Raw genomic sequence first — 15536 nt, 5'->3', positions numbered from 1 at the left:
ACGTAGCGATATGTTTTTAACGTTAAACACTTCTTTCTCTTTACTTTTTACTCTTTTAACTCAATTCTTTTGGTTCTCATTTGAAGCAGATCATCAAATTCTCCGTCTTTATCCCAATCATACAAACTCTTTCCTTTGAATCCGTTTTCAATCTTTTCTACAAAATAGGCTTCTTTTACGGTTCTGCCATCGTAGAAAAATTCTAAGAAAAGTGAATCTCCTTTTACATCCCAAGTTCCCTTAGAATCTCCATAACGTTTTCCTTCTCTGTTCAAAGACCAGGTGGTAAACGTACCATCATCTTTATAAGACGATTGTACAATTCTGGCAGGATTGTTTTCAAAGGTATCTTCAAAAACATGGGTAGAATCTGATTTCTGAAATGTAGGCATCTCTATTTTTATATAAGTGGTTTGCCAAGAATCTACCATATATTCTTTTAGGTTATGATTCTCTTTCCCACAGGAAGCAAATAGCATTCCAAAGCTTATGAATAAGGCTATATTTTTCAATCTCATTTTTTCAATCTGGTTTTGAATTTCCTAATGGTAGGGGAACTTATATAAAACAAGTAAAGCCCTGACAAGATAGTTAATAAACCTAAGATGGAAAAGATTCTGAGAGTCCAATTTGTAATGTGATCTCTAGTTTCAAAGTCCATTACATGCAGCATCCATAAAAAGTCGAACCTTCTCCAGTTGTCGTTTCTAACTTTGGTGATCTTTGCTGTTATAGGATGTACATATACTGTGGTGTTTGTTGGGTGTTTTAAGGTAATTGCGTACGCAGGAAGTGCTCCTCCTCTGTATTCGTGTCCTTTTGTAATTTCTTTTTCTGTCAGGTAGTTTACATTGGCAATGTCTAAATCTTCGTACAGCCTGCTTTTTACCAATGCAACACTTTCGTCTTTGGTTAATGCTTCCTGAATTTTCTTGTCTGTCAAGTTCACAAACTTTACATCGTTTGCTCTTGTGATTCGCAATAGACTATCTTGATTTACCACCACACCTTCTACACTTAAAATGGGTTGTGAATCCCATTCTTCTAGATGAGCTAGCAGATCGGTTGTTCTTTGATCATACGAAAAATGAAAGTTGTGTTCGGTCTTGTCTAACAGTGTTTCTCCATGAACATCATCCATGTTGTTCCAGCTAAAGTACAAGCCTCCGATGGTCCAAAAGAGAAATTGAATTCCAATAAACAATCCTAAATACCGATGTGTTTTTCTGGTAATTCGTTGTGTTTTGATTCCCATGATTGTAAAATAAAAAAGGTCGTTGTAAAAATACAACGACCTTGGGTTCTTTGCTATTTTTTTATTTGATTTATCCTACAATATTGATAATTCTACCCGGAACAACAATTACTTTTTTAGGTGTACGTCCTTGCAATTGCGCTTGGGTTTTTTCGTGTTCCATCACTACTTTCTCAATCTCTTCTTTGCTCATATCTAATGGCAACTCCAACATAAAACGTGTTTTTCCGTTGAATGAGATTGGATAGTTCTTGGTACTTTCTACCAAGTGCTTTTCTTCAAATACCGGAAATGCTGCTTCTGAGATAGACTCGCTGTTTCCTAATTTAGACCATAATTCTTCTGCAATATGCGGTGCATAAGGTGAGATCAATACTAATAATGGCTCAAGAATTGCTCGTTTGTTACACTTCTGAGCTGTTAATTCATTCACAGCGATCATAAAGGTAGAAACGGACGTGTTGAATGAGAAATTCTCAATGTCTTCTTCTACTTTTTTGATGGTTTTATGTAATGTTTTTAACTCGTCTTTGGTAGGCTCGGCATCTGAAATGTTGACACCCTCCTGATCATGATACAACTTCCATAGTTTCTTTAAGAAAGAAGATACTCCTGAAATTCCTGAAGTTTTCCATGGCTTAGATTGCTCTAAGGGTCCTAAGAACATTTCAAACAAACGTAAACTGTCTGCTCCGTACTCTTCACAGATGCGATCTGGGTTTACTACGTTGAATTTGGATTTAGACATTTTCTCAATACTTCTTTGAGTAACATACGTTCTTCCATCAGTTTTAGATATAACTCTTGCATCTTGGAAGTCTTTATACCTTTTATCAAACTTAAATTTCTTAATATCTAATTCATTGTTTGAAGGGTTAATAAGAGAAACATCTACATGCTGACCATGAGCTAGTCCTCCAGAGAAATTCCTTAATTTGATTTCAGTATTTGGGCCAAATGTTTTTCGTATTTCGTCAATTGATTTGGATACTAACGCATGAGAGGTATTTCCAACACTATTGACAAGGTCTATCTCAATAATAAACATTTTTGTAGTCTCAGCTTCAAACTCTGATAAAATATTTCCTTCAGAATCTTTATCTATTATCAGATAGTCAATTTCAAGTTTTATCCAATAAAAAAATGCACTTTCTCCAGTAATCATCCCTTGGTTGATCAGTTTTTGTGCAAATTCATCTACCGGTACAAATCCTTTATCAAACATAAACTTCTGCCAGAAACGCGCATACAATAGGTGACCAGTAGCATGCTCAGATCCTCCGATATACAAATCTACTTGCTTCCAGTAATTGATGCTTTCTTGAGAGAAGATTGCTTCATTATTGGTTGGGTCCATATAACGGTTGAAATATTGTGAACTTCCTGCCCAACCCGGCATCGTATTCAATTCTAACGGGAATACTGTTTTGTGATCAATTAATTGATTACTGACAACTGTACATTGTTCAGTATCCCACGCCCAAACTTCTGCGTTTCCTAATGGAGGTCTTCCGTCTTCAGTTGGCAAGTATTTTTCTACTTCCGGTAGTTTGATTGGTAAATGTTCATCTGCAATCATCTGCGGCATTCCGTCTACATAATATACCGGAAATGGCTCTCCCCAATAACGTTGGCGACTAAATACTGCATCACGCAAACGGTAATTGATCTTTCCGTAACCAATTCCTCGTTGTTCCATTTCATAGATCACGGTTTTCATGGCTTTCTTATACGACAATCCGTTTAAGAAATCAGAGTTGGCGATCACAGTTTTTTCTTTATCAGCAAATGCTTCTTCAGAAATATCAACCCCTTCAAAAATGTTAGGAATCTCAATTCCAAAGTGCTTCGCAAAATCGTAATCACGTTGATCTCCACAAGGTACTGCCATTACAGCTCCTGTACCATAGCTTGCCAATACGTAATCTCCAATCCAAATCTGCACTTTTTCTCCTGAGAAAGGGTGAATAGCATAGGCTCCGGTAAAAACTCCTGAAATGGTTTTTACATCGGCCATACGATCACGTTCTGAACGCTTAGATGTAGCTTCTATATAGGTTTCTACTTCTGCTCTTTGCTCATCAGTAGTGATCTTAGCAACCAACTCATGTTCGGGTGCTAAGGTCATAAAGCTTACTCCGTAAATGGTGTCAGGTCTTGTGGTAAACACATCGATCTGTGCATCGTGTCCGTCTACATTGAAACTTACCATAGCTCCTTGTGAACGACCGATCCAGTTGGTTTGTGAATCTTTTAAAGGCTGTGGCCAATCGATGCCGTTCAACCCATCTAACAAACGTTGTGCATAGGCAGAGATTCGCATAGACCATTGGGTCATTTTTTTACGAACTACCGGATGTCCTCCACGCTCTGAAACTCCATTTACGATCTCATCATTTGCCAATACAGTTCCTAAAGCAGGACACCAGTTTACTTCGGTATCTGATAGGAAAGTTAATCTGTATTGTAATAGTATTTCTTGTTGTTTCTTATCTGAAAAGTTCTTCCAATCTTCTGCTGTAAAGCTTTCTATATCTTCATCACAAGCTGCATTTACTTCTGCATTTCCTGAAGCTTTGAATAGAGAGATCAAGGTTGAAATATCTTCTGCTTTATCTGAATCGTTGTTGTACCACGAGTTGAACAATTGGATAAAGATCCATTGTGTCCACTTGTAGTATTTTGGATTGGATGTTCTTACCTCACGCGACCAATCGAAAGAAAATCCGATCTGATCTAACTGACGGCGGTAGGTTGTAATATTCTCTTCTGTGGTCTTAGCAGGATGCTGCCCTGTTTGGATGGCGTATTGTTCTGCCGGCAACCCAAAAGAATCGTACCCTTGTGGGTGCAATACGTTAAATCCTTTGTGACGTTTGTATCTTGCATAGATGTCTGATGCAATATATCCGAGTGGGTGCCCTACGTGTAATCCTGCTCCTGATGGGTAAGGAAACATGTCTAAGACATAATATTTCGGTTTGTCAGATTCATTACTGGCCTTAAAGGTTTGGTTATCTGCCCAATACTTTTGCCATTTCTTCTCTATCTCTTGATGATTGTATTGCATCGTATTTCTTCTCTTTTAAAGGATGCAAATTTACATTTATTGTTTGGAAGTGAAAAACGTGTAGAAAAGAAAAACCTCTTCAAAATGAAGAGGTTTGTTCGTGTTATAAAAACTAAAATCTGTATCCTAAGGACAATTGTAGTGCTCCGTTTTTTACATCGGGATTTGATTGTACGTTGGTCAGACCTAAATTATATCTTGCTTGAAAAAAGATTCCTCCATTAAATTGATATCCCATTCCTAAATTTAATGCCAAATCAAAGCTATTTACTTCAGGGTTAAATACTCCGCTTCCAATAGGACTAAACACTTCTAATTCGTCGTTTGCCAAAAAAGAAAACTGAGGTCCGGCTTCAAAAGAAAATCCATCTACGATATAGTATTTTGCCATGATTGGAATAGAAATATAATTGATTCTTAAACTCTCACTTTCTTCTTCTGCTCCAAATTGAGAGTACAAAACTTCTGGTTGTATCGAAAATCGATCTGTTAATTGTAATTCAGCTATTGCCCCAAAATGGAATCCTGTTCTAGAGTCGGCATCTAAGCTATTCACTCTTATGTTAGCTATGTTTAATCCTGTTTTTAATCCTAGTTTTACTTCTTGAGCATTCATGTTCATAGCAAACGCTCCTAATAACATAACAAATAGTAATTTTTTCATCATTTTAATTCTTGTTTTTTTTATTTCGTGAGCTATAAAAACAAGTACTATGCCAAAAACCCTCCTTTTCTTTTTGCAAAAAAACCTTAAAGAGATAGGTTCTTCTTTTTCAGATTTTTAACTCCAGTTATTTTTTTCAAATTCTAACAAATCTCTAAAAGCTGTGAATCTTTATTTTTCATGCTTTCAATTCTGTGAAATTCCTGTTCTTTGTACTTCTAAAACCAACCATCGTGAACTCTAAAATATTAAAAGCGCATTTGGCACTTTTAGGAGCAAACCTAATCTACGGAGCAAACCACATCATCGCCAAAGGGATTATGCCCCATAAGATCGGAGCTTCTGCTTTTGTCTTTTTACGAATAGTTGGGGCCGGAATTTTGTTTTGGTTGTTAAAAGCATTTATCAAGGAAAGTGTTGCGAAAAAGGATATGATGCGCTTATTGATCTGTGGATTATTAGGTGTTGCTGCCAATCAGTTGTTATTCTTTCATGGGTTAAATCTAACTTCACCTATTGATGCGTCTATTATTATTACTGCGGTTCCTATATTGGTACTAATCTTTAGTTTTTTCATTTTAAAAGAAAAGATTACTTCCAACAAAGTAATTGGTGTTACCATTGGTGCAATTGGAGCAATCTTGCTTATCTCTACCGGAAATTCTTCTGATGGAACCAGTTCTTTACTCGGTAATTTGTTCATCTTTATCAATGCTTGTTCTTATGGTTTGTATTTGGTTTTGGTAAAACCTTTGATGGCCAAATACAATACGATTACAGTAGTAAGCTGGGTATTCTTATTTGGCTTCATCTTTATGTTTCCGTTTGGAATTGGAGATGCGGTTCAAACGGATTTTTCGGCCTTTACTTTACATACATACTTAACCGTTGCTTTTGTAATTATCGGAACTACTTTCTTGGCTTATCTGTTTAATATTTATGCTTTGAACAATGTTGCTCCTTCTGTAAATGGTAGTTATATTTATTTACAACCGGCAATTAGCTTTATTATGGTGAGTATTTATGCTTACTGGCTAGGACACGAGCAGTATAAGCAAGACATTGGCTGGATTAAAATTGTAAGTTGTTTGTTGGTTTTCTTAGGTGTTTTTCTAATAAGTAAGCAACCTAAAAAGGCATAAAAAAACCGCAAACTTACGTTTGCGGCCTGGAGATATATAAAGTCGTAGATGTTACTTTACAGGAACACTTACGATCGTATCGCCCCATCCTAAATACATAGTCTTGTCGTCTCCAAAAGCAATTGAAAACGCTTCGATATTGTCTTTAGACTTAGATACTTTTCCTTTTACTCTTGCTACATCTTGACTGTCTTTGTAGAAGTACGATCCCCAAACATTCAATTGTTTACTAATAATGATCGTCCACTCCTTATCACCAGGAATAGCATACATTGTATACGTTCCTGCTTTTACTGGAGTTCCTCCAAAGTTTACGTCTTTGTAGAATGTGATTTCAGTTGCTTCATTGGCACCTGTTCTCCAAACTTTTCCGGCCGGAGCTAATTTTCCTAGGCTTCTCCCTTTTAATTGAGGTCTGCTGTATGTTACTTTTACAACTTTATCAGAAACTCTGTAGCTAGAAGGGTATGCTGCTACATCCATAGGACTCTTATCTAGTCCTTTAAATTCTTGTGCTGTTGCTTGGTTAGAAAAAATAACAGCTAATACTAAAGCCGCTACTAAAGAAAGAGTTTTTTTCATGATGAAATATTTTAGTTTGATTTAAACCATTAGTCCTTAAAATTAAGACTCCTTACAATGGAAGAGTATTAATGTTATGTTAAGATTTTAACATCCACAGTTTGTTCCACACCCCGAATTGGATTTGGGTTTGAAAAAGAATTTTCTAGCTAAGAAAACTACAGCTGCTGCAACAATAATATATACAATGACCTCTTGCATTAACTCAATATTTGGTATACTAGAAAAGATGCCAGATATGCTAATGTTCCCATTCCAAACAGCTGGATTAATGGCCATTTCCAACTCTTGGTTTCTCTTTTTACAATGGCTAAGGTAGCCATACACTGCATGGCAAAAGCGTAAAATACCAGTAAGGACATTCCTACAGGGAAATTAAATCGTTTTTCTCCTGTATCCGGATTGACCTCCGAAGCCATTCGTTCTTTGATTGTTGTGGTATCTTCATCATCACTCTCTACAGAGTAGATAGTAGCTAATGTACCAACAAATACTTCACGAGCTGCAAAGGAACTAATCAAAGCTATTCCTATCTTCCAATCATATCCTAAAGGCTTGATCACAGGTTCTATGGTTTTCCCCATGATTCCTATATAAGAATTTTCCAATTTTGCTGAAGCAATCTTCTGATCTAACTTTTCTTGTGATAATTGTCGGTTATTCACATTCTCAATTACACTTTGTTCTGCATCTTTGAATGATTGTGGTCCATTAGATGCCAAGAACCATAAGACAATAGAAAGTGCTAAAATGATTTTTCCTGCATCAAAAACAAAAGCTTTGGTTTTTTCAACTACTTCAAAAAATACATTTTTAATTGATGGAACTTTATAATCCGGCATTTCTGCCACAAAGAATGATGTGCTTTTTACTTTAAGTGTTTTGTGTAAGATTATTGCAGCAATTACTGCTGTTAAGAATCCGAGGATGTATAAACTTAATAAGGTAAGTCCTTGCAAGCTTAAAAAACCTAACACTTCTGTATCTGGTATGATCAATGCAATCAAGATAGCATATACTGGCAATCTAGCTGAACAGGTAGTGAATGGTGTGACCAATATAGTAATTAGTCGTTCTTTCCATCCTGAGATATTTCTCGTTGCCATTACAGCCGGAATTGCACAGGCAGTTCCTGAAATCAATGGGATTACACTCTTTCCGCTCATTCCAAATTTTCTCATGATCTTATCCATCAAGAAAACCACACGGCTCATATAACCTGTTTCTTCTAAAATGGCAATAAATAAAAACAGAATGGCAATCTGAGGAATGAAGATGACAACACCACCAATTCCCGGTATAATTCCTTCTGTAATTAAGTTATTCAAAACACCTTCCGGCATTTGTTTTTTAATGAACGAACTTAGATCAGCAAAGGTAGCGTCGATAAAGTCCATCGGTACAGTTGCCCATTCAAAAATAGATTGGAAAATGAGCAATAACAATCCAAAGAACAGTACATATCCAAAGATCTTGTGAGTAAAGATCTTGTCTAATCTAGCTCTTGTATCTGTCGCTTGGGATCTATCTACTACATAGGTTTTCTTTAAGATCTCATTGATTCTTTGGTAGCGGTAGATTGTTTCTTTGTGTTGGTATTTCTTTAGGTTTTTAGAGTTATTCTTAAAATCGATCAACTGTTGTTTTTCTTCTTCAGTGATCGCTTTTGGAAAACTGTCCTGAGTGATCATCAACCACAATTCATAAATGGAATAGTTTGGGTTGACTTCTTGTAGTCTCTCAAAATATGTAGAATCAATCTTATGATTGATATTGCATAAAGGAGAGGCTTTTTTCTTTTCGTAACTTTTAACAATTGCCTCTTTTACATGTTCGATTCCATCATCCTTTCGAACACTAATCAATACTACCTCGTTGTCTACTTCATTCTTTAACTCATCTAAGTTCAAGGTGATTCCTTTGCGCTTCATCTGATCAGCCATGTTGATGACCAAAACGGTAGGGATTTCTAAGTCCTTAACCTGCGAAAAGAGCAACAAGTTTCTTTTTAAATTCTCAACATCGGCCACCACAACAATTACGTCCGGTGTTTTATCGTGTCTTGAATTCAATAAAGTTTTCAAAACGATACTTTCGTCAGCAGACGTAGGATTGATACTGTAGGTTCCCGGCAAATCGGTTACCAATGCTTTTACGTTTCCGGGAAGTTTACTGGTTCCTTCTTTTTTATCAACGGTAATCCCTGGGTAGTTTCCTACTTTTTGATTCAATCCTGTTAATTGATTGAATAAAGAGGTTTTCCCTGTATTGGGGTTTCCGATTAAAGCAACATTAATGGTTTTCTTTTCGCTCATTCGTTGGCTTTAATGATTTGAATCTTAGCAGCGGTTTCTTTTCGAATGGCTAGATGACTTCCGTTTACACAGATGTATAACGGGTCTTTTAGTGGCGCTACCTGAATGAGCTCTACTTCGGCTCCCGGTAAACAACCCATTTCTAATAGTTTTAAAGGAATCTCGCTTAGAGATTCTTCAGAAACATAGGCTAATTCGCCAATTTGTAAGGATGCAATTGTTGTCACTCAATAGAGATTCCTGCTTATGCAGAAATAAATTAGAACGCAAAGATACTATATTAGAATGATTCTAAACAACGAAGAAGTGTTTTTTAACTTTCTCACTTCTTTGTCAAGAACTTTACTCGTACTCTTTTTTAAGTGTTTTGATATCGTCTTTGATCTTTTGCATGTCTTCTTTGTTGGTTCCGTCATAGAAACCACGAATTCTTCTTTCTTTATCGATCAAAACAAATTGTTCGGTATGAATAAAGTCGTTTTCATCACCATTTCCTTCGTCCAATACTGCAAAATAACTTTTTCTGGCTAAGTCATAGATGTGCTTTTTGGGGCCGGTAGTCACATTCCATTTTCCATCGATCACTCCCTTTCTTAAAGCATATTCCTTTAATACAGGAACGCTGTCCATTACAGGGGTTACAGAATGTGATAAGAACATAATCTCATTGTCATTTTTATAATATTCTTGCAATTCACTCATATTATATGCCATGGCAATACAAATGGTCTGACAACGGGTAAAAAAGAAGTCGGCAATATAGATTTTGCCTTTATAATCTTCATTGGTTATGGTTTCTCCGTTCTGATTGGTTAATGCAAAGTCTGAAATTATATGATTCTTCTGCACATTTTTTACTGAAACATCTACCAATCTTGGGTTGACATCAATAGGGTTGTAAATTTTCAATCGTTTATCTACAGACAATAATTGATAGAAAACAGTGATTCCGATCACAGAAAAGACTGCCAAAAAAATAAGTGTAGGAATAGACTTTTTAAAGAAACTCAACTTCATGATTCTGAATTCTTTTGCAAATTTACGGCATAGAATTCCTCTGTTAAAACAATTTCGCCTCTTTTACTGCCTAAATCTTTGTTAAAATAAAATGGGATTGGAAAATGAATCTTTTACAACTCTCCTGAAAAGCGTACATTTGTGCGTTTGAAACTAGAAGATATTATTGTTGATGGAAATTCTAATTAAAGCCTCTCAATTCATTTTAAGTCTTTCTTTATTGATTGTACTACACGAATTGGGGCATTTTATCCCAGCGAAACTATTTAAGACCAAAGTAGAGAAGTTCTACTTGTTCTTTGATTATAAATTCTCTTTGCTAAAAAAGAAAGTCGGTGAAACCGTTTACGGTATTGGTTGGATTCCTCTGGGAGGATATGTGAAAATTGCCGGAATGATCGATGAAAGCATGGACAAAGAGCAATTGAAAGAAGAGCCAAAACCTTGGGAATTCAGGTCTAAACCGGCTTGGCAACGATTGATCATTATGTTAGGTGGTGTTTTTGTGAACTTTGTTCTGGGAATTTTCATCTATATCATGTTGATGTATGCTTATGGTGAGAATTATCTGCCAAATGCCAATGTAAAAGACGGTATTTGGGTGCAGGATTCTTTAGCTATGAACATAGGGTTACAAAACGGAGATAAGATTGTTTCTGTTGATGGTGAAGAGGTAAAGCGCTTTAATGATATTACTGTAAAGTTTATCAATGGAAATAAGTATACTATTGAAAGGGATGGACAATTGATAGAAAAACAATTGCCTATTGATTTTATTTCAAAGTTGGTTGACAGAGGAAAGGATGCAGGTCCGGTAGTATCTGTTAGATATCCGTTTATTATTGGAAATATTCCTGACGAATCTCAAAACAAAGATTCTGGGTTACAGCCTAAGGATTTGATTGTAAAAGTAAATGGTCAAGATGTAAAATATTACGATCAGATTACTGAGTTATTTGGTCAGCACAAAGGGCAAAACATCATTATTTCTGTAAAGAGAGATGGTGAGATTAAAGAAATCCCTGTACTAATTAGTGATAAAGGAAAAGTAGGGGCTTATGCTGCTAATTTAAAGATTGATGATCTTGAAAAGTTAGGGTACTACGAACAAGCTAATATTTCTTACAGCTTTTCGGAAGCTATTCCTGCGGGATTCAGAAAATCATACGAGACTTTAACTAGCTATGTAAAACAGTTAAAGAAGATATTTAACCCTAAAACCGGAGCATATAAAGGTTTGGGTGGTTTTATTTCTATTGGAAGTATTTTCCCTTCTGAGTGGAGTGCAGAGACTTTCTGGAACATTACAGCTTTCCTTTCGATCATGTTAGGGTTTATGAATCTATTGCCTATTCCTGCTTTGGATGGAGGTCATGTGATGTTTACTTTATGGGAAATGATCACCGGGAGAAAACCGAGTGATAAATTCTTAGAGTATGCGCAAATCACCGGGTTTATTATCTTGGTAGCATTATTACTATTTGCCAACGGAAACGATATATTTAGGCTCTTTGATTAGAAAAGAGTATCCATTATAAATAAAAAAGCCTGTTTGAGATTTCTTAAGCGGGCTTTTTTAGTAAAGTGTCTTTCTTATTTTAATGGAGACATTCAAAGGCTCTAAATACAGATATCTTGTATAACATTCCTCACAAGCATAAGCCTTAGAAAACGGAATGTATTTTAAGATCATTTTTCTTCTTCTCCTACTTCTTTTGGTAGAAGAGCAATGAGGGCATTTTTTCAAAACAGGATTAGTTAGCCTGAGTAAGGTACTGCTTTTAAAAGAGATAGAGGTTAAAAAATCTTAAATTCTGTTTTGTTTGTGTGTTCGCTTTATGGCGTAATCGTTCTTCCAGTCGATCCATTTTTGCCCTCTTATTCTACGCATAATATTATCTACAGATCGCATAACAACGATATTATAGATTGCTTTTCCTAAGTTGGCAGGGTTTCTTGCAATGGCTCGTAAACTCATAGAGAATCCTGGTGTTATGTACTTCATATAATGCCAATATCCTTCCGGCATATACAATACATTACCATGTTCTAGATTGGCTATATATCCTTTGGCGTTTTTAAGAGCCGGCCATTTTTCGAAGTCGGGGTTTGAAAAGTTGATGTCTTCTCTGGTAATCAAAGAATTTGGAATCTTATACAGGTGTTTGCTTTGTTTTTGATCAAATAATATACACTGTTTCTTCCCTTCAAAATGAAAGTGAAAGATATTTGCCAAATCAATATCGTAGTGCATAAATGTGTACGAGTCTTTTCCTCCAAAAAATAACATGGGTAGACCCTTCATCAGTTTAAGCCCAAAGTCAGGATAGCTAAAATCTTTTTGTAGCTGAGGAACTTCTTTTAAAATATTCCAAAGAAAGATTCTGTATTTCGTAGGTTCCTTTTTAAGAAGTTCTACATAATCTTTCATTCTCATTGTTGCGTGTGGCTCGTTAAAGCCATCTTTGTAGTCTACAGGTCTGTCATCGTATAAAGGAACAGTTTTATCTCCTGCTACTTTCTTCATATAGTCTAAAGACCAATCAGTATAGGCAGGCCAATCTTCAATAAAACGTTCGATTACCACAGGTTTTTGTGGTTTAAAGTAGTTCTTGATAAAGTCTTCTTTAGTTATGGTTTTTACTCTATCAATCTCAGACAAATTCAGACTCATTCGCAACTATATATTAAAGGCAAAGTTAATAAAACGTTTCAAAATGATTTCTTAAAAAAGAAACCATCATCTGCAAAGACGATGGTTTTTATGATTTGGTTGTTTCAACAAGTTCAGCTTACGCTTTTATTTTTGTCTCTTCTTTACTTTCGGCTTCTATTGCTTGTTGAATTACTTTATCTATTTTCTTGTCTCTTCCCTTCTTCTTAGCTTCTTCATTTCTTTCAATGGTATGCTCAGGTCTTGACCATTTAGGTTTTTCACCTAGAGACTTAAATTGAGAGTCTTCTGCTTCAACTGTTTTAGGTTGCATCTTTTTGATAAAAGGCTTCTGTGGATTCAATCCTAAAAGTTTGAACATCTCCATATCTTCATTTACATCCGGATTTGGAGTGGTTAATAATTTATCTCCTGCAAAGATTGAGTTTGCTCCGGCAAAGAAACACATTGCTTGACCTTCTCTACTCATTTCTGTTCTCCCGGCAGATAATCTTACCTGAGTTTCCGGTATTACAATTCTAGTGGTAGCTACCATACGGATCATATCCCAGATTGAAACGGGTTGTTGATCTTCTAACGGAGTTCCTTCTACAGCAACCAAGGCATTGATCGGCACAGATTCCGGTTGAGGATTTAATGTAGCTAGAGCTACTAACATTCCTGCTCTGTCTTCTTCTTTTTCTCCCATTCCAATGATTCCTCCTGAACAAACAGTTACATTGGTTTTGCGAACATTGTCAATCGTTTCTAAACGATCTTCATATCCACGAGTAGAAATTACTTCTTTATAATATTCTTCTGATGAATCTAAATTGTGGTTGTACGCGTATAATCCGGCTTCTGCCAAACGTTGTGCTTGGTTCTCAGTTAACATTCCTAACGTACAGCAAACTTCCATATCTAGTTTGTTAATGGTTCTTACCATCTCCAAAACTTGTTCAAACTCTGGTCCGTCTTTTACGTTTCTCCAAGCGGCTCCCATACACACACGAGAGCTTCCCGAGGCTTTTGCTCTTAAAGCTTGTGCTTTTACATGAGGAACGGTCATTAGGTCGTTTCCTTCTAAGTCTGTATGATATCTTGCTGCTTGAGGGCAGTATCCGCAGTCTTCCGGGCATCCTCCTGTCTTAATCGATAAAAGGGTAGATACCTGTACTGTATTCGGATCGTGATGTTCTCTGTGAATCGTGGCTGCTTCGTAAAGCAGTTCCATTAAGGGTTTGTTATAAATTTCAAGAATCTCTTCTTTCGTCCAATTGTGTCTAGTTACGCTCATATATTCGAGATAATTATAAGATCAAAAGTAAAAAATTCCGCTGTAGTAGCGGAATTTATTCTTGTTTATTTCTTCTCATCAGATGGTTTATCGTCCGAGGGCTTTTTGTTCTCTTCTTTTGTTTCAGATTTTACAGGAACTGTTGTTCCTTCAGCAGAAATCTCTTTCCCTTTTAGGTAATCCGGCAATTGCATTCCTGCCATATTAAACATTTCCTGTAATGGTGGAACTGCTTTGTACATTCCTGAAATAAAGTTTGAAGTAGATGTTTTTCCATCTTTGGAATTTCCTCCTTCCCACACGGTTACTTTATCGATCTTGATGTTCTTAATGGCTTCTGATTGTAGTTTTACTAACTCAGGAAGCTTATCTGCAATCAGTAACAAGGCAGCATTTTGAGAATCGTTTCCGGCTGCTTGTACGATCTGATCTAAACCGGCTGCTTGTTTCGTTAATACTTCATACAATCCTTGTGCTTCTGCTTGTGCTTTGAATAGAATTGCATCTGCCTCTCCTTTGGCTTTTCTTCTAATTCTTTCTGCCTCAGCTTCTGCATCAATCTCTACTTTACTTTTGTCAATCTGAGCTGGTACAATAATATCTGCTGTTTGAGACGCTCTTTCTCTTTCTGCTCTGGCTCTTTCTGCTTCCTGCTCAGCAGCATATGCTTCTTCTAATGCTTTTGCTGCTTGTACTTTTTCTGAAGCGGTTGCAGTACGTTCTGCCTCTGCTTCTTTTTGCCTTCTTAAGGCATTTGAATTTGCTACTTCAATTTTTGCTGTGTTCTCTCCATCAACTGCTTTGGCATCGGCAGCAGCAACTTGTGTTCTTTGATCTTGAACAGCATTTGCTTCACCAATAGACCCATCTCTGTTCTTTTCAGCTACCGATTTACGAGCTGCGTTAATTGCGTGTGCAGCAGCCTCTTTACCAAGTGCTTCGATATATCCTGATTCATCAACGATATCTGTAATGTTTACGTTGATCAATTTCAATCCTACTTTCTTTAATTCAGATTCTACACTTTGAGAAATATTGGCTAAAAATTTATCTCTATCGGAGTTAATTTCTTCAATATCCATAGAAGCAACTACCAAACGTAATTGACCAAAAATAATTTCTTGTGCTAGGTCTTGAATCTCATTTTGCCCTAAACCTAGTAAACGTTCTGCTGCATTTTGCATAATTCCCGGCTCTGTAGAAATACCAATGGTAAATCTTGAAGGAACATTGACACGAATGTTCTGTTTAGACAGGGCATTTACCAAGCTTACTTCTATAGAAATAGGTGTCAAATCTAAAAATTCGTAATCTTGAATTACAGGAACAATAAACGCAGCTCCTCCATGAATACACTTAGCAGACTGACCTCCACCAACTTTACCATAGACAACTAAAATCCGGTCAGATGGACAACGTTTGTACCTTCTTATAAAGGCTGTAAAAAGAATAACCAGTATTAGTACTCCAACAGCAATGGTGGCTGTGGGACCAAAAAAGCTATCAATTTGCATTGTAATTAAATAGTTTAACATAGACAT

At 36.3% G+C, this 15536-nt stretch carries 14 protein-coding genes; 2 read left to right on the top strand and 12 right to left on the bottom strand.

Annotated features, from left to right (window positions below; translation table 11 throughout):
* Positions 1-47 precede the first annotated feature (47 nt).
* The 4 genes from ACFSRZ_RS07065 to ACFSRZ_RS07050 all read right to left on the bottom strand — a co-directional run bounded on the left by ACFSRZ_RS07065 (position 48) and on the right by ACFSRZ_RS07050 (position 4989).
* Positions 48-518, bottom strand: coding sequence for a hypothetical protein (locus ACFSRZ_RS07065; protein ID WP_379665838.1), 471 nt, complete (start codon positions 516-518; stop codon positions 48-50).
* Positions 515-1255 (bottom strand): PepSY domain-containing protein, encoded by a 741-nt coding sequence (locus ACFSRZ_RS07060; RefSeq protein ID WP_379665837.1) that lies wholly within the window; start codon positions 1253-1255, stop codon positions 515-517. The genes ACFSRZ_RS07065 and ACFSRZ_RS07060 overlap by 4 nt, the downstream gene beginning before the upstream one ends.
* Before the next feature lie 70 nt (positions 1256-1325).
* On the bottom strand, positions 1326-4325 hold the full coding sequence (locus tag ACFSRZ_RS07055) for a leucine--tRNA ligase (protein ID WP_379665836.1): 3000 nt from the start codon (positions 4323-4325) through the stop codon (positions 1326-1328).
* Between the two features lie 112 nt (positions 4326-4437).
* A complete protein-coding gene (locus tag ACFSRZ_RS07050) occupies positions 4438-4989 on the bottom strand; it encodes a porin family protein (RefSeq protein ID WP_379665835.1) in 552 nt (183 codons plus the stop codon).
* Between the two features lie 233 nt (positions 4990-5222).
* Here ACFSRZ_RS07050 and ACFSRZ_RS07045 point away from each other — a divergent pair, with 233 nt between their 5' ends.
* On the top strand, positions 5223-6131 hold the full coding sequence (locus ACFSRZ_RS07045; RefSeq protein WP_379665834.1) for a DMT family transporter: 909 nt from the start codon (positions 5223-5225) through the stop codon (positions 6129-6131).
* A gap of 51 nt (positions 6132-6182) precedes the next feature.
* Here the strand turns inward: ACFSRZ_RS07045 and ACFSRZ_RS07040 are convergent, their stop codons facing one another.
* From ACFSRZ_RS07040 to ACFSRZ_RS07020, 5 genes are all read right to left on the bottom strand, one after another.
* Positions 6183-6713 (bottom strand): DUF2911 domain-containing protein, encoded by a 531-nt coding sequence (locus tag ACFSRZ_RS07040; protein ID WP_379665833.1) that lies wholly within the window; start codon positions 6711-6713, stop codon positions 6183-6185.
* Between the two features lie 87 nt (positions 6714-6800).
* Positions 6801-6914 (bottom strand): FeoB-associated Cys-rich membrane protein, encoded by a 114-nt coding sequence (locus ACFSRZ_RS07035; RefSeq protein WP_379665832.1) that lies wholly within the window; start codon positions 6912-6914, stop codon positions 6801-6803.
* Positions 6914-9028 (bottom strand): ferrous iron transport protein B, encoded by a 2115-nt coding sequence (feoB, locus tag ACFSRZ_RS07030; protein WP_379665831.1) that lies wholly within the window; start codon positions 9026-9028, stop codon positions 6914-6916. The genes ACFSRZ_RS07035 and feoB overlap by 1 nt, the downstream gene beginning before the upstream one ends.
* Positions 9025-9255, bottom strand: coding sequence for a FeoA family protein (locus tag ACFSRZ_RS07025; protein WP_379665830.1), 231 nt, complete (start codon positions 9253-9255; stop codon positions 9025-9027). Before ACFSRZ_RS07025 ends, feoB begins: the two co-directional genes overlap by 4 nt.
* A 115-nt stretch (positions 9256-9370) precedes the next feature.
* Positions 9371-10045: an SCO family protein gene (locus ACFSRZ_RS07020; RefSeq protein ID WP_379665829.1), complete on the bottom strand. Its 675-nt coding sequence runs from the start codon at positions 10043-10045 to the stop codon at positions 9371-9373.
* Positions 10046-10217: 172 nt separating this feature from the next.
* Here ACFSRZ_RS07020 and rseP point away from each other — a divergent pair, with 172 nt between their 5' ends.
* Positions 10218-11564: an RIP metalloprotease RseP gene (rseP, locus tag ACFSRZ_RS07015; protein ID WP_379665828.1), complete on the top strand. Its 1347-nt coding sequence runs from the start codon at positions 10218-10220 to the stop codon at positions 11562-11564.
* Between the two features lie 288 nt (positions 11565-11852).
* On the opposite strand, the gene ACFSRZ_RS07010 is transcribed toward rseP, so the two are convergent.
* The 3 genes from ACFSRZ_RS07010 to ACFSRZ_RS07000 form a co-directional block, all read right to left on the bottom strand.
* Positions 11853-12719: a cupin-like domain-containing protein gene (locus ACFSRZ_RS07010; RefSeq protein ID WP_379665827.1), complete on the bottom strand. Its 867-nt coding sequence runs from the start codon at positions 12717-12719 to the stop codon at positions 11853-11855.
* A 118-nt stretch (positions 12720-12837) separates the two neighbouring features.
* Positions 12838-13995 (bottom strand): biotin synthase BioB, encoded by a 1158-nt coding sequence (bioB, locus tag ACFSRZ_RS07005; protein WP_379665826.1) that lies wholly within the window; start codon positions 13993-13995, stop codon positions 12838-12840.
* A 65-nt stretch (positions 13996-14060) separates the two neighbouring features.
* Positions 14061-15536 (bottom strand): flotillin family protein, encoded by a 1476-nt coding sequence (locus ACFSRZ_RS07000; RefSeq protein WP_379665825.1) that lies wholly within the window; start codon positions 15534-15536, stop codon positions 14061-14063.

It is taken from the genome of Pseudotenacibaculum haliotis (assembly GCF_042684245.1).
In the GTDB taxonomy this organism is placed as follows: domain Bacteria; phylum Bacteroidota; class Bacteroidia; order Flavobacteriales; family Flavobacteriaceae; genus Polaribacter; species Polaribacter haliotis_A.
Note: the sequence above shows the minus strand (reverse complement) of the source record. Positions and strands in the feature narration are given on the sequence as shown.